The organism is Streptomyces sp. NBC_00829 (genome assembly GCF_045161795.1).
GTDB lineage: Bacteria > Actinomycetota > Actinomycetes > Streptomycetales > Streptomycetaceae > Streptomyces.
Genome location: NZ_CP108867.1, coordinates 378596 through 397563, shown reverse-complemented (window position 1 = coordinate 397563; position 18968 = coordinate 378596). Strand labels below are relative to the sequence as shown.

Below are 18968 nucleotides of genomic sequence, written 5' to 3'. Positions count from 1 at the left end.
ACGTCGGCGGCGTGGGCCGGACCCCTGTATCCGCCTGTCCGCGAGGCGCGAGGGGGACCGGTTGCGCAGGGGCATCCCCGCAACCGTCCGCTGCAAACGGTGGAGGGTCAGCGCAGGGCGTCGGGCAGCGGCTGCTCGGTCCAGATGCACTTGCCCTCGGAGGTGAAGCGGGTGCCCCAGCGCTGGCTGAGAGCGGCGATCAGTTGCAGCCCGCGACCGCCCTCGTCGGTGTCACGGGCACGGCGAACCCGAGGAGTGGTGAGACTGCCGTCCGAGACCTCGCAGATGAGTGTCCGGCTCCGCAGGAGGCGTAGGCGGACGGGCCCTTTCGCATGGCGCACCACATTGCCCACCAGCTCGCTGGCGAGCAGTTCTGTGGTCATCACCAGTTCGTCCAGGTGCCACTCGGCCAGCTGGTGCCTGATGTGGTCGCGTGCCTGCCTTGCCGCGACGGGATCGTCGGGGAGGATCCAGGACACCACGTTCCCGGTCGCGAGGGTGTGCGTACGGGCCAGGAGTACGGCAGCGTCGTCGTGGGTCTGTTCCGGGGAGGGCAGCAGCGCGGAGACCAGTGTTTCGCAGAGCCGGTCCAGTCTCAGCGCATCGGTGTCCCGGTTCCGGGCCGGGGCGGCGCCCGCCGGGCCGTCGGGGCTGGTGGTGAGCGCTGTGGCCAGCTGGGCCATTCCGCTTTCGATGTCGCGTCGCGCGGATTCGACGAAGCCGTCGGTGTACAGCACCATGAGGCTCGCCTCGGGCACTTCCACATCCATGGTGTCAAAAGGGGGCGTGGCTGCGCCCAGCGGCGGGTTGGCGGCGAGGCCGGGGAAGTGCACCGTGCCATCGGGTCGGACGACGGCAGGCGGCGGGTGCCCGGCGCTGGCGAGAGTGCAGACACCGGTGGCGGGGTCGTACTGGGCGTACAGGCAGGTGGCGTAGAAGTCGTCGCCGAGGTCGCTGACCAGGTCGTTGAGGTGGGAGAGCAATTCGTCGGGGGGTAGTTCGAGTCCGGCCAAGGTGTGTACGGCTGTGCGCAGCCGTCCCATGGTGGCGGCCTCGGGGAGGCCATGGCCCATCACATCTCCGATGACGAGTGCGACACGTTCGGCGGAGAGCGGGATGACGTCGTACCAGTCGCCACCGAGCGTGCCCTCACCTGCCGGCAGATAGCGGGCGGCGGTGGTGACGGCGGGCAGGCAGGGCAGTGCTCGGGGGAGCAGGCCGCGCTGCAGTGCTTGGGCGCGGGTGTGTTCGGCGTCGAAGTGCCGGGCCCTCTCCAGGGCCTGGGCGACCAGTCCGCTGAGGGCGATCAGCAGGGTGCGTTCCTCCCCGGTGAGACTGCGCGGCCGGTCGAAGGAGACCACGCAGCCGCCCACTTGACGACCGGAGACCACCAATGGCAGGAAGGCCCAGGCACGTTTGCCGCTCAGTGTGATGAGGTTGAGCATCGCCGGGTAGTCGGCCTCCATTTCCTCGGGTGAGGCGATGAACCTCGGCGTGCCGTTCTGCTGCGCGTGGTCGGCGGGGGCGGCCGCGGGCAGGAGACCTTCGACGAGCTGGTCCACGAACGGCTGGGGGTATCCGACCGCGCCGACGGCCTGCAACCGTTCTCCTTCGCGGGCCTGCACGATCAACCCGGTTGCGCCGAACAGCGGGAGCACGTGCTCGGCGGCGGCGGCCACCACGTCCTCGGCCGTGAGGGCTTCGGCGAGCGCCGAGGTCAGCTCGCCGATGCGTGCGGATCGTTCGGCGGCCGCACGCTCCACTGCCGCGCGCTCCACCTCCAGCTGCCGCCTCTGGGTGATGTCCGTCAAGTAGACCGTGAGTCCGTCCGGCACGGGGACCAGCCGCAGGTGGTACCACCGGGCGTCGGTGGGCAGTTGCAGGTCGAGTCCTGTCGGCGTGTGGTCGGCGACGGCTCGGCGGCACCGCGATTCGAGGCCGGGCACGCGGAGCGTCGGGACGTCCCACATGGTCTGGCCGACCAGCTCCTGGGAGGAGCCCAGGAGTTGCTCGGCCTGGAGATTGAGGTAGAGGATGCGCCAGTCGGCATCGGCGGCGATGAATCCATCGCTCATGTGCCGCAGGGCGCGGCCTGCCGATTCCATGGCGGCCCGTGTCTCGGTGATCTCCCAGAGACGTCCCACCATGTGGGCCGGCTCGCCGTCCTCGCCGACGAGTGTCCGGCCCCGGGCCTCCACCCAGCCGACGGTGCCGTCGTGTCGGCGGACCCGGTGCTTGACGCTGTACTCGGCGCCTTCGCGCAGGGACTGCTCGGCCTGCGCCAGCACGGCCGGCAGGTCCTCGGGATGGATGAGCCCCCTCCACGACTCGATCCGCCCGTCGAAGGCATCGGGGGCGATGCCGACCACCAGGGCCATGGCATCGTCCCAGGCCACGTCACCGGTACGAATGTTCCAGTCCCAGGCTCCGACGTGGACCGCGTCGCGCGCCCGACGAAGTCCGGAACCGGCCGGATTCTCCTCCGGCCGTCCGGCACGGCTCGTATGGCGCGGAGCGGGGGAGGGGCGCCCCAGCCGCTCGGAGAGCCACCGCGTGACCGCTTCGAGGTGGCCGCGCCGGGCCGCGCTGGGTGGGTCAGGACCCTCTCTCACGGCGGAGAGCACCCCGCCGAGCCCGTCGGACGAGCGGAGTGAAAGGGCCACCGTGTCGGCAGGGACGGAAAGCGCATGCGGCTTTTCCCGGGAGAGACGCAGCAGCGCTGGCCCCGGTGCTGTACCGGTCCGCCCCCGCCGCGTGCCTGGATGGGGGAGTGCGGCTGGGCCGGTGCTGTTCCCTCCGGCCCCGGCATACCGAATGGAGGCGTCCTGTCCACTCTCGCTGACTCCGATCTGCCACACCATCCGATATCAGTCACTGGTAATCGGCCATAGGTGCCAAAGGGTTTAATTTCGACTATATCGTCAGAGCGGAGAGGTGGCCCGAGCGCTGGGGAGGGGGTCGCCCTGCCCTCGGCGGCGGCTCGCCTTACCGCCCTGATCGCCCCGGTCGGCCGGGTGTGGGTGGTCCGGCCCCGGTCCGGGTGGGGCCGGTCGGGTGTGGGCTGGGTGTGGGGGCGGCTTGGGTGGATGGTTACGTAGTTACGTACTTCTCCCGATATGCCGTGGAAACGGTGAGGGCATGGTGGAAGCGGGACGAGATCCTGCCGCTTGATCCCGTATCCAGGACCTGTGTCAGCCGTCGGGAGAGTCAGAGAAATGAACGAGCCCACCCCGTTGCGGGGCACTGTTGATCTCGCGCTTCTGTCGCCCGTACGCACCGTCGGTGCTCCCGGTGGTGCAACGGGTGCGGAGACCGCCCGTGCGGTTCCGACGACGTTCACCGTCGCCGCGTCCAGGACGCGACTTCCCCGCGGGAGGCTCCCGCGCCGGTTCGCACCGCGTACGGCTCGGGCCGCACGGCGACGTGCGGCAGAGGTGAGGGCTGCCGCGGTTCCGGATGCGGGGACCGCTGTGAGTCTGCCCGGCCGTCCCGAGAGTGTGGGGCGCGCGCGTCGTCATGTGGCGGCGGTCCTGGAGGGGCTGGAGCTGGGGCACCTGGTCGATGTGGCTGTGCTGCTCACGAGCGAGGTGGCCACCAACGCCGTCGAGCATGCCTGCGGCGGGGCGGACTTCACGGTGAGGGTCCGGCTGGAGGCCGCACGGGTATGGATCGAGGTCACCGATCCTGATTGCAGGTCCCTGTCGGCCGGCCCGGCACCCTCGCTCGACAGTGACAACGGCCGGGGACTGTGGCTGATCGGTGATCTCGCGGAGTGCTGGGAGACCGTGCCGGACGCCGACGGCAAAACCGTGCGCTTCGCGCTCCGCGCCGGCCGGTCGGCCGCAACCCTGCCCGGCACCGGGAGCGGGGCCTCGGGTCCGCGGGCCGAGGCCCCCGGACCCGGCCGGGTCAGTGCGGTGGTGGCTCAGTGAGCCCGGTGCTCCACCGACCAGGCCGCGATCTGCGCGCGGGAGGAGAATCCCAGGCGGGTCAGGATGTTCTCGACATGTGCCTCGGCAGTCCGCTGGGCGATCACAAGACGCTCGGCGATCTCCTTGTTCGTCAACCCCTCGGCCAGTAGTTGGGCGACCTCCCGCTGGCGGGAGGTGAGCTGGGTATCGTCCCGTATCTCCTCGGATGCCGGCTGCGCCGTCGTTTCCCCGAGCGCGTACACCACGGACTGCTCCTGGCCCAGTCCCGCACCCCGTTCGAACGCCTTCAGGAAGGCCCCGTCGCCCAGCTGCTCCCGCAGCCGCGTCTCACAGGCATCGTGACGGGCGCCGCGTGCCGCGCCGCCGCGGACCGAGGTGCCGGTGGCGCGCCAGAAGGTCTGTGCGCTGCCCAGCAGTCCGGCCGCGTACCGGTGCTGCCCCATGGCGTCGTGGACCCAGGCCAGAAGTTCGATGCAGTTCGCGATGCCCCACAGGTCACCGACGGAGGCCTTCTGGCGGAGGCCGTCCCGGGCCATGGCGACCGCTTCCTCCGGCTCCCCCTCCCGCCAGCGGTTCATGGCCGAGATCCACAGCGCGTGCGACTGGCACCACTGTGCGTCACCGGCGGTGCTCAGGCATTCCGCGGTCAGTCGGCCGGCGTCCGCGCTGCCCGTGAACGACGCCACGAGGGCGACGTAGAACAGGGCGACCCAGGTGAACGTGGCATCGCCCGCACTGCGGAACCCTTCGAGCGCCTCGCCCAGCAGAGCGCTGGCCCGCTCCGGGTCGCCCGCGTAGAACGCGGTGATACCCCTCACCATCGGCACGGCCGGGTTCGGACTGTCCAGCTGTTCCGCCATGACCCGGCAGCGCTCCGTCAGCTCTACGGCCCCCTGCAGGTCGCCCTGGATGCCGGCCGCCCAGGCATCGATCCACAGAACGTTCAGCACCCGCTCGTCCGGGCCGTCGGCGACGCTCAGTGCGCGGTCCATCCAGTGGCGGCCCTCGCTCATGCCCAGGCGCATCCAGTAGTTGCAGATGCGCGCCGCCAGTTCCAGCCCCTGAGGCACCTCGTCCGGCCGGGACAGTGAGAATTCGAGCGCGGACCGCAGATTGGCCAGCTCCGAGCCGAGCCGCACGAACCAGGAGGACTGCTTCCCGGTGAACCAGTCGTCCCTCGCCCGCTCGACGAGTTTCATGTACCAGTCCCGGTGGCGCTCACGCATCAGCCGGTGCGCACCCGAGCGGACCAGCTGCTCCCCGCCGTACTCCCGCACGGTCTCCAGCATCCGGTAGCGTCCCGCGGCCCCCGCGTCCTGCAGGTTCACGATCGACTTGTCCACCAGCCCGACGAGGGTGTCGAGGACGCCGGCCCGGACGATTTCCTCGCCGGAGCACACATGCTCGGCGGATTCCAGGTCGAAGCCGCCGCGGAAGACCGAGAGGCGGGCCCACAGCAGCCGCTCCTCCGGCGAGCACAGGTCGTGGCTCCAGTCCATCGCGGCCTGAAGGCTCCGGTGGCGCCTGCCGTCACTGTCGCTTGCCACGGTCAGCAGGCTGAACCGGTCGTCGAGGCGTTCGGCCAGGTCGTGGACCGACAGGAAGCGCAGATTCACCGCCGCCAGTTCGATGGCCAGGGGGATGCCGTCCAGACGTCCGCACAGCCGTGTCACGGCTTCCTGTGTGGCCGGCGTGAGCGTGAACCCGGGCACCGCCGCAGCCGCCCGCGCGGCGAACAGCTCGACCGATTCCCAGTGCGCCGCCGAAGCGTCCGGCGAGGGCGCGTCCGGCTCGGGTCCGGACAGCGGCGGCACCGTCAGCACCCACTCGCCCTCGCAGCCCAGCGCCTGCCGGCTGGTGGCCAGGACGTGCAGCCCCGGAGCAGCGGAAAGGATCTCACCCAGCACGTTTGCGCAGGCGGGCACCAGGTGCTCGCAGTTGTCCAGCACGAGCAGCAGGCGCTTGTCGGAGAGGTACTCGGCAAGACTGGCCACCGCCGGACGCGCCGACTGGTCCTGCAGACCCAGCGCGGACGAGATCGTCCAGGACACGAGCGCCGCGTCACGCAGCGGGGCCAGCTCGACCAGCCACACTCCGTCCGGGAATGCTCGGCTCACCTCAGACGCCACCTGGCGGGCCAGCCGCGTCTTGCCGACACCGCCCGGGCCGGTCAGGGTGAGCAGCCGCGTGCTGGAGAGCAACTGACGGGCCCGGGAGATCTCCTGCCGGCGGCCCACGAAGCTCGTGACGTCGGCCGGGAGGTTCCCCGCCCGCCGCCGTGATGTCCTCGTGGCCATGAGAACGCACCTCGCCTCCTGGTGACCGAACAGGCGGCGCACCGGCTCCGGCGGGTCAGCCTCCGCCGTGCGCCGTCATCGACGAACCTGCACATCGGTACCGAGTCCTTGCAGTATCACACTCCAGCTCAGCGGGGGCGGTGCTGCCGCCCGGTGCCCCCGGGGACGAGACCGTCCCCGAGACTCCGCGCATCCGGTTGCGCGGAGTCCCGGGACTGATTCCCGAGTCGGCGGCGATCTGCTTGAGCAGGCCGGCCTGCGTCAGCCCGGCGAGCGGTCCGGACGCGGCTGGCCGTACGGCTGGTATCGGCGCAGTGGCGGGGCTTCCGCCATCCCGCCCGGGGGACAGCGGGATGTGGCCCCCGCCGCGCTGGGCCGATCCGGCCGGGCGGCTGTCCCGGACGGGCCCAACCTGGTGGCCGATCCCTCGACACCTGAAGAGGTGCTCCCATGCGGCCAGTCCGCCGACGGCTGTTCCCGTTCGCCCTTGCCTTGGTCGCGACGCCCCTGCTGGGCGTACTGCTGGCACGGCGCTGCTACGCCGTGATCACCGTTGCCGGTGCCAGCGCGAGGCGACATCCTCGGAGTGGTGATCCGCAGGCTCGAACGCCGCCGGTGAGGACCGAACCCCTCGCCCGGCAGCGACGGCGCGGCCTTCCCGAACGCAGGGAGAACCTGACGCCCATTCAGCCCACGGAACGGCAGATTCCCACACGAACGGGAAACGCAGTCTCCCGACGGGCTTTGAGGGTGGCTCAGCGGCACCGCGTCCTGTCATGCGGGCGTTCCCCTGGGGGAGTGAGTGGCACCACCCGATCGCCACATCGTCTGACATTCCGTCGTTTGGGCTTATGGGAACCGGGCGACCTGCGGGAATCCTTCGTGAGGAATCCGGTCCCTGTCGGACCGCCCGTTTCGGACCGGCCGTCGGATCGCGGGAGCTGTTTGTCTTGGCACTGAAGCGCGGCACTCTCGTTGGGACGGCTGGTCCTGCCCGCGCCGGTCGAAAGGTGGTGGCATGCGCACCGCACGTATTTTCGCCTGTGGGGCCATGATGCTGTGTGCCCTCGGGCTCCCGGTGGCCGCGGCAGGCGCGGACGAGTCCGACGTCAGTGTGAGCCCGCAACGGGCTTTCCCGGGCTCGACCGTCACGGTCAGCACGGAGGTCTGCGGGGAGGACGTCACGTACGCCAAGGGCCAGGCGGAGGCCGGCGGCCAGATCAACCTGACCGAGGGACGGCGCAGCGGAGAACTGGCCGGTGACTTCACCGTCCCGGACACTGCCGCTGCGGGTGTCTACACCATCACCGTCAAGTGCCCGCCGAAGACACGCGTCGAGACCAGCTTCGAGGTCGTCAGCCCCCCGAAGGGCGCGGTGCACAGCGGATTCGGCGGCTCTGAAGGGCCGAACGGCACGCAGGTCCTGGTGGGCTCCGTGCTCATCGCCGGCGCGGCGGCCGGCGGCGTGGTGACGATGCGGCGGCGTCGTTTCACCGCCGACACCGACTGACAGGCCGACTCCTCACGGGTCGGCAGCGATGCCGCCTCCACCACCCAGACCGAGGCCCGGACCGCCATGGCACGTACGGAACCTGCCTCCTTCACGTCGACGAAGACTCTGCTCGTCGTCGTGATCGTCGGCATCGCTCTGCTCAACAACGGCCTGCGCGGCGAAACGGCTCCACAGCCGTCCGCCGCGCAGGCCTTTGCCGCGCCCAGCCCGCAGTCCGCTGCCACACCCGGCGGAAGCGCGGCACCGGGCCCGGTCCGGCAGACCGCAGGTCCTCCACCGTTCAGCGGCCACGGCACCCCGCGGTCGCTTTCCACCCCGGTCAGGCTGCGCATCCCGGTGGTCGGCGTCGACGCACCGATCATGAAGCTCGGGTTGGACGAGGCGGGTGCGCTCGAAGTGCCACCGGCGGACCGGCCCAACCTCGCGGGCTGGTACACGGACGGTCCCGCCCCCGGAGAGGCGGGCACGGCCGTCGTGGCAGGCCATGTGGACACCCCCACCGGCCGCGCCGTCTTCTTTCCTCTCGGTGCCGTCACCAAAGGCAGCACCGTCGAGATCACACGTCGCGACGGACGGATCGCGGTGTTCTCCGTCGACGCGGTCGAGGTGTACGCAAAGAGCGAGTTCCCGACCAAGAAGGTCTACCGCAGCTCGGCCGAACCTCAACTGCGGCTCATCACATGCGGTGGCGGCTACAGCAAGGACACGGGATATCTCGGCAACGTGGTCGTCTATGCGTACCTGATCGGCCTGAACTGAGGCGTGTTACGGAAGTCCGCGATCGAGCAGGCCAGGGCCTGATGACCGCTCCGTACACGGCGAGTGGCGACGTCCCTGCCCGCTGTCGCGACGTGCACCTCGGTGGTGCCCCCGATCCGGTGGTCGGGGGCCGAGGCGAGCACCGGCCACCCGTTGGCCGTGGTCTTCCCACGCCACACGGGGCCGCAGCTCTTGCCGCGAGGCGGTGATGTTCAGGCAGTGCGGCGATCGATCTCTCGCTGCACGGCATCGATGGCCACGCGGATGCCGGCGTTCGACACCCCCTGCCGCCGGGCGAGGTCGAGCAGTTCGTCCAGAGTGACCTTCCTGCCGACGAGCTTCTTGGCGTACCCATCGGGCAGAACCGTCTTCTGATAAGCGGCGACATGCGCGACCACAGCGCCGAACGGGATGTCGGGTGAGCGCTTCTCTGCTTGTTTGATACGGCTGTGCAGCTCGCTGAGCCTGCCCAGGTCGGCCTTTACCGCGGCCGTGCCCGCCAGTTTGTCGAGGGCGACGATTGTCTCGTCCAGGAGTTCGTAGTCCGGCCTGAGGCGCTCTGCTTCCTTGGCGCGGTGGTGCTTCCGTACCTGGTCCACGGAGAAGCAGACCGTGGCTGCGAGGCTGACCAGGCCGATCAGCGCAGCCCATGTCCAAGAGCTGGAGAAGCCCTCGTGAAGGGCATTACTGCCGAGCATCACACGGATGCGTGGTGGGTCCGCATTCTCCGTCAACGGGGAAGCAATGCCGTGCATCATGAGTTGTCCTTGTGGAGAACGGGGCCTTGCCGGGGCTCCTGGAAGAGTTCCCCGGACGAGGCCGTCAACAGGTTCTCGCTGCACCGCACAGTCGGTGCAGGACCCCGTGGCACCGAGCCCGGTGGGGTTCGGTGCCACAGGAGGCTTGGCTGCGTTGCTTCCCCGATAACTGTGATCCTGGTGATCTCTTGTTCGAGGTCAGGGCCGGGCGTGCGAAGGACGCAGGCTGCTTGGCTGTTGCTGAGGCTGCTGTCCAGTGAAGGCGGCTCTGAAGTTCAGTCCAAATCCTGATACAGCTGGACGATGAACGGCGAACAATTCCTGACGGACTGATCGGTTTGTTGCGTGGGAAAAAGTTCGAGTTCTTCGATTTTCTTCGTATCGCCTCACGAACAAGGGCCGTGGGTCACGTCGTTGAGATTTCATCAACCAGATGGATGGAGATCAATTAGAGTATTTCGCACTCCGCCCGGAAGAATGGCCCACCTGCTGCGGGTCGGGTGCGGAGGGGGATGCCCATGGGGCGTAAGGTCAGTGCCTTGTCGGACGACGGACGACCGTTGACAAGCTTCGCACAAGGCCTTCGGGCGCTACGGGAACAGGCGAACGCCCCCACCCTGAAGGAGCTGGCCAAGCGGGCCGGCTACGCGCAGCCGCGTTTATCGGAGTTGTTCAACGCCAAGAAGATGCCATCCGACGACCTTCTCCGTGACGTTGTCCAAGCGCTGGAGGGGGACGCCGAAGCGTGGCTGATGCGGCTGAAGGACCTTCGGGTCGCCGAAGAGGAACACCAGGCGTCCAGCCTGAGACGGGGCGACACGACGGGGGCCAGGATCGCGCGCCTGGAACACGAGAACAAGAGGCTGCTCGCTCTGACGTGTCACCCCGATTCCGTCATAGCTCAGGCGAAGGTTGCCGACGAAGCGGCAGCGGCCCGAATGGACGCGGCATCGGCTCTTGAGACGCAGGCGCGCATGCTGCTGACGCAAGCCACCGACCAGTTCCGGCAGGCACATGAGCGGATGCCTGCCGTCCAGCGGCAAGCCGATTCGCTCATCGCCGATGCGCGCGCCACCGCGGACCGGTGTGTGCTTCAGGGCCGCATAGAGCAAGAAAGGATCATCCAGGAGGCCAACGACCGGGCCGAAGCGATCACGCGTAAGGGGCAGCAGGAGGCGAGCGCCCTCAAACAACGCGCCATCGAGTACGCCAAGGAGCACCGTTCGAAGGCAGCCACGTCGGTGGACCGCATGCTTGAGGAAGTCGACCAGCTCCGTGCCGAGGCCGAGCAAGCGGTGAAGCAGGCTCAGACCCAGCGGTCGACGATGGAGCGGCGAGCCAAGGTTGAGATCGAACGGCTCGTCCGCGAGGCCCAGAGGAGCTTGGACGCCGCGGGAGCCGCGGAGGAGGCACAGACGCTCGAAAAGCTCCTGCTGGACTTCAACATCAGCGACAGTCATACGGATGTGAGAGGCCGACACGCTCGCAGGCCGCCCCAGCCCGGTCAGCACGCGTCCCCTCCAGCAGGCGGCGGCACCATCCCTCCGCCGATGGGAGGATCCGTGACCTCGGGCGCAGGGCAACGCCGACGTCCCTGGGGGTTCCCACAGCCAAGAGGCTGAGACGGGGTGACGCCTGAGCCCACCAGGCTGGGGGCTGTCGCATGTGGACCTGTGCCGAAGTGATGCACCCCGCGCCGCCCGGCCGAAGCGAGGTGGGCCCGTCACCGTCAGCGGGAGACGTACACGATCCAGGTCTGCCCCGGGGCGAATGCCATGGGCCTGCCCGCAGGCGTGGTGAAGGCGGTCCCGGACGTGGCGGTACCGCGGTTCCATCCGGCCTCGTACGCTGATCCGTCGCGCAGGACGAGCGCGGTTCCGGAGCCCACGGTCTCGGTGTACGGGGACGCGTTTCCCGACCGGTCGTGGAAGCGCGATGGGCGCACCGTCACATACTGGATGACCACCGTGGCCGCCCCCAGCTGTCGCCCCGTCGGCGTGCTGGACGCAGAGCCGTCCATGGCCACCAGCCACTGCTGTCTGCTCGGCGACCATGTGAAACCGAATCGCGCGGCCGGGTAGCGGACGCTGTACTCGGCAGTCGGACGTCCGCCCGGGGGCGGGGGACCGAAGCGCAGGCCCGCGTACTGGGAGGCGTTGACACCCGGGATGTCGCGCTTGGTGCGCTCGGGCCGCAGATACAGGTTGTGCGGGGCGGCCCGGTCCTGGCCGCGGAAGTACGCCTGCGGTGCCCTGCCCGGCGAAAGTGTGTACACGGGCGCTGCGTCGATGACCGGCAGGAGCTTGCTCTGCGCCCCGGAGAAGGCGAGAGTCGGCTCGTCGAACTGCCGAAGCAGCTCAAGGTCGGTCTCCCGGGCGCTGCGCACCGGACCGATGATGGGCGGTACCTGGGACGAGTAGAGGGCGAGTATGCGGCTCAGCCCGGACTCGACCGGCTCGATATAGACGAGGTCGGCCCTGTCGAGCCCGGTCTGGGGCCGGGCAGGGCCGACATTGTCGATCTTCACGGCCAGGACGTGGGCCCCCGGTACGGAGGGACTGACGGATGCACTGAGGGACGGCGAGCTGCTGTCCGGCGAAGGTGCCGGACCGCCCCCGCCGTGGCAGCCCGATACGCCGAGAACGAGCGCGGCCACGAGCATCGCACATCGGGCCGCCGCTCCCGTCCGCCCGCCGTGCCCGATACCGCATCGGGCGGCGGCCCGCTGCGCAGAAACCGGCCTCTTCCCCATGCCACCATTGTCGGACAGAAGTGGTCGGAGCGACTGGTCGGAGCGCCATGGCCCGCAGGTGACCGTCTCAGGGACTGGTGTGGGGCGGCGCGGGGCGTTCAGGGGCCGGCGACTGCGACGGTCGCGCGCGCCCGGCCGACGCCGGGACCGTGGCGTACCTGAACGGCGACGGGAACGAGCGTTCTGTGAAGGCTCAGCCCCGGCTCCCCGCGGGGTGAAGCAGTACTCGGCGCGCCAAGGACGTCCACGGCCATGCGGGTGGGAATCGATGGCCGTGCCAAGACCCGGATGAGAGACAGGGGCCGGGGAGGCAACCGTCGGGGCCGCAGTTCAGTCTTACCTGGGCGAACACCGCATAGAGCGAAGAGTCTTTGACGGCGCATATCCGTTATTCCGGGACGCTGTGAGCCTCTTGGCGCTAGGTTGCTGGGCCACACAAGGTCCGTTGCCCGGCGCCGAGTTGACGGCAGCATGCACAAGAAGTGAGGCCCCGGTGGTCGTGATACGCAAGGACCCTGGAAATCTTCCCGCCGACATAACGAGTTTCGTCGGTCGCAGTGCCGAGGTGTCGCGCGCTCGCCAGCTGCTGTCCCGTAGCAGGTTGTTGACTCTGACCGGCCCGGGCGGCATCGGCAAGAGCCGGCTCGCTCTGAGACTCGCAGCACAAGTACGGCGGTCCTTCCCCGACGGTGTCTGGCTGGCGGACCTTGCCGCGGTCGAGGACCAGGCACTGCTCCAACATGTGGTGCTGGCGGCACTGGAACCTGAGCACGACACGGGACTACCGGCAGCCTCTGCGCTTACCGGCCATCTGCGCACCAGACGGCTCTTGTTGATACTCGACAACTGCGAGCACCTGCTGGACGGCTGCGCGGTCATGGTCGGCACGCTGCTGGCGGCGGCCCCCGGCTTGCACGTGCTCGCCACCAGTCGCCAGGGCCTGGGGGTCGCCGGCGAGTGTCTGATGACGGTTCCCCCGCTGTCCGCACCCGAGCCGGACGGCTCGGCTTACGACACAGAGGCCGGCCGCAACGAAGCGCTGGAGCTGTTCGCCGACCGGGCGGCCGCGGCACTGGGGGAGTACACGCCTTCTCAGCACGGCAGAGCGGCAGCACTGATCTGCCGTCGGCTCGACGGCATTCCGCTGGCCATCGAGCTGGCCGCCGCCCGGCTCCGGGTGCTGACCTGCGAACAGATCCTGGAACGGCTCGACAACCGGTTTCAGCTGCTGGCCGGGGGATGCAGGGGTGCCCTGCCCCGACAGCAGACCATGCGCGCCGCACTCGACTGGAGTTTCGGGCTGTGCGCGGCCGCAGAGCAACAGCTCTGGGCCCGCCTGTCCGTCTTCCCCTGCTCCTTCGACCTGGAGGCGGTCGAGGCGGTGTGCACCGATTCAGGTTTGGCCGCCGAGGAGGTTCTCGCCGCTGTGACGGGCCTGGTGGAGAAGTCCGTTCTGGTCCGTGAGGACCGGCAGGCGCGCTACCGCATGCTGGAGACACTTCGCCAGTACGGGCACCTCTGGCTGGGGGAGGGGGAAGAGCGGGCGCTGCGCCGACGCCACCGCGATCACTACCGGGCGCTGGTCCTGCGTGCCGAGGCGGAGTGGTTCACGGCGAAGCAGACCCAGTGGTTCGCGATCCTGCATCAGGAGCGGCCCAATCTCCGTACGGCGCTGGACTACTGCCTGACCGAGGAGGGCGAGGCCCGAGCGGGCCAGGAAATGGCCGGGTCCCTGTGGGCCCACCGCCTCGGCGGAGGCGGTCTGGAGGAAGAACGCCATTGGCTCGGCCGGGCCATCGCGTCGGACGACACGCCCAGCCCGTCGAGGCTGAAGGCGTTGTGGGCCGACGGATGGATGGCGCTTCTCCGCGGCGACACCGGCGCGGCACTCCTGCGGCTTGCGGAGACCCGTGCGTTGGCGAACGAACTCGGCGACAGACGAGCTCAGGCGCACGTCGAACAACTCGACGGGCTGACCGCTCTTTTCCAGGACGACTTCCTGCGCGCCGTTCCGCTCCTGGACGTGGCCCTTACCCGGTACCGCGCTGCCGGCGAACCGGGCGATGTCTGGTCGTCCCTGTTCCTGCTCGGCCTTTCCTGCAACCTGAGCAAGGACCCTCGTGCCGCGACATTCAGCGAGGAGTGCCTGGCCCTGTGCGATGCCCACGGAACCGAATGGTCGCGCACTTTCGCGCTGTGGCTGCTCGGGCTCCAGCACTGGCTGAAGGGCGATACCCGGCAGTCCGTCGACTACCTCCGACAAGGCCTGAGCACAGGCGGGCACACGGACAACCGGCTGGCTGTGGCCCAGTGCCTCGAGGTGCTGGCGTGGGCCCGAGCGAGCGACGGTCACAGCGCACAGGCCGCGAAACTCCTGGGTGCGGCACAGAGCGCCTGGGAGAGGGTCGGCGCCACGCTCCCCGGCGTCGGGCGCCTGCTGCATCACCGTACCGAGTGCGAGGACCTGCTCCGAAAGGAGCTGGGAGAGGACGGCTTCACCACGCATGTGGGCTCGGGCGCCGCTCTGACCATGGAACAGGCCATCGCCTTCGCACTGGACAAGACATCGGCAAAGCCCAGCCCCGCAGTGCGGGACGCTGCTCCTGTACTCACCCCCCGGGAGCATCAGGTCGCCGTCCTGCTGACCCAGGGGCTGACCGACAAACAGATCGCTGCCCGGCTCGTGGTGTCGCCTCGTACCGCCCAAGGACACGTCCAGCGCATTCTTGCCAAGCTCGGATTCACCACCCGTACCCAGATCGCCATGTGGGTCCAGGGCCATGACCAAGCCTGACCAGGGGACCGCCCTGACGAGCCGAAGCCGGCCAGCCGGTCGTGGGTGGGCGCACTCGCCCGGGGGGGCGTGGCCATGCAGCGTCATCTGTTGAGGAAGTTCGAGCACCGGTAAGGGCCCTGCGACTCGTCGTCGAATTTGAGGGTGACCTGGACGTCGTCCGGCCGGATCTTCCGGTCGAGCACGGACTGGGCGCGGGCGAGGCTGCACACCAGCTGCCCGCTGAGTTGGTCCTCGGATGTGAGCGGCTCGCCCGACATTTCGACCGTTACCCGGTTGCCATGGCCGACCGCGCTGAACGAGCCCGGCTCGACGAGATTGGTCAGCCCGCTGTTCTGCTCCGATGGAGTCGGGCCCATGAGCAGTAGCTTGATCACGAAGTTGAGGTTGTCCACCTTGGTGAGGCGTGAGACTCCACGCAACCCCGTGTCCGACGCGAAGTAGATCCGCAGACCCGTTCTGAGCCCGGACGCGGGCTCACCCGAGTCGATCACTCCTGTCGGACGGACCCCACAGCCCGCGGCTGCGGCGACGAGCAGCACGGCGACGGCCGCCCTGTGCAGTGGGTTCATCGGTCCTCCTCGACCTGGTGCCGTGGCAGCCGCAGGGTGAACACCGCTCCGCCCTCCGGCCGGTTGGCTGCCTCAATGGTGCCGTGGTGCAACCGGGCGTTCTCCAGGGCGATGGCGGTGCCGAGGCCACTTCCCTCGGACCGTGCGCGGGCGGTGTCGGCTTTGTAGAAGCGGTCGAAGATGTGGGCCAGGGAGTCGGGCGGCAGCCCCGGCCCCCCGTCGGACACTTCTACGGTGACGTCGGCGATGGTGGCTCGGAGGACGACCGCGACGGGCTGGGCTCCGTGCCGCAGCGCGTTGCCGACGAGGTTTGCCACAACGACGTCGAACCGTCGTCGGTCGACCGTCGCCCGTACGCCTTGGGCGAGATCGGTTTCCACATTGTCCGCCCAGCCGCGGCGGGCGAGCGTCGAGCGGATGACGTCGGCAAGGTCGGTCTCCGACGCGTTCAGGCGGGCGGCCTTGGCATCGAACCGTGAGATTTCGATGAGGTCCTGAACAAGCCGCGAGAGCTGGGCGGTCTCGGCGCTGACGGTGCGTGCGGCGCTGGCGGCGTCCGGAGGCAACTGGTCCGCGTCCTCGTCCAGCACCGTCGACACCATCGTCATCGCGGCGAGCGGGGTGCGCAGTTCGTGTGAGACATCGGCGACGAAGCGCTGGGCGCGCAGCTGCTGTTCGCGCAGCTCGGCGACGGATGCCTGCAGGCTGTCGGCCGTCTGGTTGAACGTCACCGCCAGTTCGGCGAGTTCGTCCTGCCCCCTGACCTCGACGCGGGTGGAGAGGTCGCCCGCGGCGAGATTCTTGGTGGCTCTGCCCAGGTCCGCAACGGGGCGCAGCACTGTGCGGGCGGCCAGCAGCGCAAGGATCGCGGCCAGCAGAACCACGGGCGCGAGTCCTTGCAGCACGGTGTCCAGCAGCCCCGCAGTGTCCTCCTCCTCGGCTCTGAGTGAGGCGACGGTGAAGACTTCGATGCCCGAGGAGCGTCCGTCGACGAAGGTGACGGGCGTACCGACGACGAGATACGGCTCCCCGCCCCACTCGACGCGCTGGAAGGACATCCGGTCCGTGCTGTGCACCGCGGCGCGCAGCTCTTGTGTGACGCGCGTCTGGTCCGCGTGTGTGTCGGAGACGGCCTGGAGATCCTGGTAGCGGGCGACCACGAGGTCATCGCGGAGCCCGTGCGAGACGTTCACCGCGAAGCGGGTGAGGGTGTTCCGGTCGGGTGGTACGTCCATATCCGCCGCGACCTCGCTCACCCGGGTGCGAAAGTCCGTCTGGATGGCGTCCTGGGCGCGCCGGAGCACGGCGTTGCGGGACTCGCGGTAGGCGAGAGCTGTCGAGGCCACCGCACTGACCAGGGCGACGAGGACGAACGTGATGACAAGCCGGGCACGCAGCCCCCGCGCCCGCAGCCGGAACCGACCGACGTGCGTCACAGCGGGCCGAACCGGTAGCCGAAGCCGCGCACGGTCTGGATGTACCGAGGCCGGGCGGGTATCTCCTCGATCTTTGTGCGGAGCCGGCTGACGGCGGCGTCCACCAGTCGCGAGTCACCGAGGTAGTCGCTGTCCCAGATCGATTCGAGGAGCTGCTCGCGGCTGAAGACGCGGCCGGGGGAGGCGGACAGTTCCAGAAGCAGCCGTAGTTCCATCGGAGGCAGGGCAACCGGCGTGCCGGTCCTGGTCACCGTGAGTGCGCCCCGGTCGATGACGAGTCCGGCGTGGTCCTCTCCCGGTGTGCAGAGGGCAGCGGGTTCGGCGCGGCGCAGTGCGGCTCGGATTCGGGCTTCGAGCACCCTTGCCGTGACTGGCTTGATGACATAGTCGTCCGCGCCCGCTTCGAGGCCGGTGACGATGTCATGGTCGTCGCCTCGCGCCGTGAGCATGATCAACGGCATGGTGCTCCTGGCGCGGATGCGGTGGCAGACTTCGAAGCCGTTGATGCCGGGCAGCATCAGGTCGACGACCGCCAGGTCGACCGTGCCGCCCTGGGGTCCGGCCAGTAAGGCGAGGGCTTGCTCACCTGTCGCGGCCGCCGCCACGTCGTAATTGTGCCTGCGCAGCACGAGTTCCATCCCGTCGCGTACGGAGGCGTCATCCTCGACAAGGAGCACATGAGGCATGCGCTCGATTATGGGCGAACGTCTGTGCTGCCGCTGCCCTTGAGCTGGATTCACTGTGGAGGGGACATGTGGAGGGGACATGTGGAGTGGACATGTGGAGTGGACATTGTTACGTACTCATCATGTGGCCGTGCAGGGCTCATCATGTGGCCGGACGACCGTGGGGCCATGAGCACACGAACCACATCCTGCTCCTCAACCCGTGCGCGTGTGGCTGCGTTCTGCGCTGTCCCCGTCCTTGTCGTGTCCGTCGCCTGCAGTGGCAACGGCGGCGGGGTCAAAGACGAGGGCATCGCCGCTGTTCCCGGCGAGAGTGCCTCCGGCCACGGATCTGTTCAGAAGGCGGGGACAGGCTCCAAGGGGGCCTTCTTCGATGCCCAGATGAAGTACGTCCAGTGCATGCGCGGCAAGGGTGGTTTCAAGACTTTTCCAGACCCGAAGCTGAGCGGTCATCTCGACTGGGCGAAGATCGGCGAAATCGCCGAGAAGACCGGGAATGGCAAAGTCTACAAGGGCGGTGCTGACCGTGACGGAGCCGAGAAGGGCGAAGGCTGCGTCAAAGAGTTCCTCGCGGCGGACGCTCTTGCTCCGCCGCGGAACACGCAGAAGGACTACGAGGCGATGCTCGCGCACGCCAAGTGCATGCGGGAGAACGGCGTCTCCAAGTTCACCAACCCCACCCTCTCCGGCGGCGGCGTGGTACCCGGCGGCGACCCTAACCCCGTCTCGCCGCAGATCGACCCGGAGTCTCCCGCCTACAAGCAGGCACGCGAAGCGTGCAAGGACAAGCTGCTCGACGGCCTGGACGGCATGCAGTGACAGGACGAACTCGGCTGACTGTGCCGGGCGCAGCAGTTGTCACCGTCAGCGTCAGCGTCATCGGGACCGGGACCGGGGCCGGGGCCGGATCAAAGGCCTTGAGGGCGGCCACCCGAGACTCGTACTGACCGCGATGAGGCGCGGGGGAGTTCAGGAGCCAGGCTGCGGTCTGATATCGCACGGCCACCGATGTCCTGCGCGACGGCGGGTCGGGCTGGGCGCACGCCGTGCGCTCCGCCCGTGGTGTCGCGATCACCGGCGCCACGATGGTCGCGGCCGTCGGTCTCTCCACATGTCCAGCAGGGCGGACTACGCAGTTGGAGCGGCTCGGTACGCATCTGCGTCCGTCGAGGCCACCAAGGGATGCGGCAACGGGGCAGCTCGTGGAGCTCCCGAGAAGCGCTGTCACGGGCTCGGGCATCACTGAACCGAGCGAGAAGTTCGAGATGAATGACGAGGACATCATGGCCGTCGGTCTCCTGAAGCCGATCGAGCTCGTCTGGAGCGCGAGCGGGCCTCCCACGTGTACGGGGAGCCATTCATGATGACACTCCGCGTGTACCGGCTGAGTCCCGACGGTCAGCGCACCGACCTCGTAGCGAAACAGGTATTTGAGGTGGACGAGGACGACACTGAGGACGCGGTCCAGC

At 68.9% G+C, this 18968-nt stretch carries 13 protein-coding genes; 6 read left to right on the top strand and 7 right to left on the bottom strand.

The window, feature by feature from the left end; all coding sequences use genetic code 11:
* Positions 1 to 107 precede the first annotated feature (107 nt).
* Positions 108 to 2612: a SpoIIE family protein phosphatase gene (locus OG293_RS01650; protein WP_405996929.1), complete on the bottom strand. Its 2505-nt coding sequence runs from the start codon at positions 2610 to 2612 to the stop codon at positions 108 to 110.
* Between the two features lie 858 nt (positions 2613 to 3470).
* Between OG293_RS01650 and OG293_RS01645 the strand changes: the two genes are divergently transcribed.
* Positions 3471 to 3932, top strand: a complete 462-nt coding sequence (locus OG293_RS01645) for an ATP-binding protein (RefSeq protein ID WP_405996928.1) — start codon at positions 3471 to 3473, stop codon at positions 3930 to 3932.
* Here OG293_RS01645 and OG293_RS01640 read toward each other — a convergent pair.
* The gene (locus OG293_RS01640; protein ID WP_405996927.1) at positions 3926 to 6229 is read right to left on the bottom strand and encodes an ATP-binding protein; all 2304 of its coding nucleotides are present in this window, start codon (positions 6227 to 6229) and stop codon (positions 3926 to 3928) included. The genes OG293_RS01645 and OG293_RS01640 overlap by 7 nt on opposite strands.
* 1018 nt (positions 6230 to 7247) lie before the next feature.
* Between OG293_RS01640 and OG293_RS01635 the strand changes: the two genes are divergently transcribed.
* Together OG293_RS01635 and OG293_RS01630 are read left to right on the top strand one after the other, a co-directional pair.
* Positions 7248 to 7739, top strand: coding sequence for a hypothetical protein (locus OG293_RS01635; protein WP_405996926.1), 492 nt, complete (start codon positions 7248 to 7250; stop codon positions 7737 to 7739).
* Between the two features lie 66 nt (positions 7740 to 7805).
* Positions 7806 to 8501, top strand: coding sequence for a class F sortase (locus OG293_RS01630; protein WP_405996925.1), 696 nt, complete (start codon positions 7806 to 7808; stop codon positions 8499 to 8501).
* Between the two features lie 212 nt (positions 8502 to 8713).
* On the opposite strand, the gene OG293_RS01625 is transcribed toward OG293_RS01630, so the two are convergent.
* Complete coding sequence (locus OG293_RS01625; RefSeq protein ID WP_405996924.1) at positions 8714 to 9199, bottom strand: hypothetical protein; 486 nt, start codon at positions 9197 to 9199, stop codon at positions 8714 to 8716.
* 599 nt (positions 9200 to 9798) lie between these two features.
* On the opposite strand from OG293_RS01625, the gene OG293_RS01620 reads away from it, so the two are divergent.
* Complete coding sequence (locus OG293_RS01620; RefSeq protein ID WP_405996923.1) at positions 9799 to 10881, top strand: helix-turn-helix domain-containing protein; 1083 nt, start codon at positions 9799 to 9801, stop codon at positions 10879 to 10881.
* A 107-nt stretch (positions 10882 to 10988) separates the two neighbouring features.
* Here the strand turns inward: OG293_RS01620 and OG293_RS01615 are convergent, their stop codons facing one another.
* Positions 10989 to 11921: a DUF3048 domain-containing protein gene (locus OG293_RS01615; protein ID WP_406003478.1), complete on the bottom strand. Its 933-nt coding sequence runs from the start codon at positions 11919 to 11921 to the stop codon at positions 10989 to 10991.
* A gap of 691 nt (positions 11922 to 12612) precedes the next feature.
* Here OG293_RS01615 and OG293_RS01610 point away from each other — a divergent pair.
* On the top strand, positions 12613 to 14805 hold the full coding sequence (locus OG293_RS01610; protein WP_405996922.1) for an ATP-binding protein: 2193 nt from the start codon (positions 12613 to 12615) through the stop codon (positions 14803 to 14805).
* Between the two features lie 83 nt (positions 14806 to 14888).
* On the opposite strand, the gene OG293_RS01605 is transcribed toward OG293_RS01610, so the two are convergent.
* The 3 genes from OG293_RS01605 to OG293_RS01595 are packed head-to-tail and all read right to left on the bottom strand — an operon-like array spanning position 14889 to position 17499.
* Entirely contained in the window at positions 14889 to 15377 is a 489-nt protein-coding gene (locus tag OG293_RS01605) for a hypothetical protein (RefSeq protein ID WP_405996921.1), read from the bottom strand.
* Positions 15374 to 16813, bottom strand: coding sequence for an ATP-binding protein (locus OG293_RS01600; RefSeq protein WP_405996920.1), 1440 nt, complete (start codon positions 16811 to 16813; stop codon positions 15374 to 15376). The genes OG293_RS01605 and OG293_RS01600 overlap by 4 nt, the downstream gene beginning before the upstream one ends.
* The gene (locus OG293_RS01595) at positions 16810 to 17499 is read right to left on the bottom strand and encodes a response regulator (protein WP_405996919.1); all 690 of its coding nucleotides are present in this window, start codon (positions 17497 to 17499) and stop codon (positions 16810 to 16812) included. The genes OG293_RS01600 and OG293_RS01595 overlap by 4 nt, the downstream gene beginning before the upstream one ends.
* Before the next feature lie 243 nt (positions 17500 to 17742).
* Between OG293_RS01595 and OG293_RS01590 the strand changes: the two genes are divergently transcribed.
* Positions 17743 to 18318, top strand: coding sequence for a hypothetical protein (locus OG293_RS01590; RefSeq protein ID WP_405996918.1), 576 nt, complete (start codon positions 17743 to 17745; stop codon positions 18316 to 18318).
* The last annotated feature ends 650 nt before the right edge of the window (positions 18319 to 18968 follow it).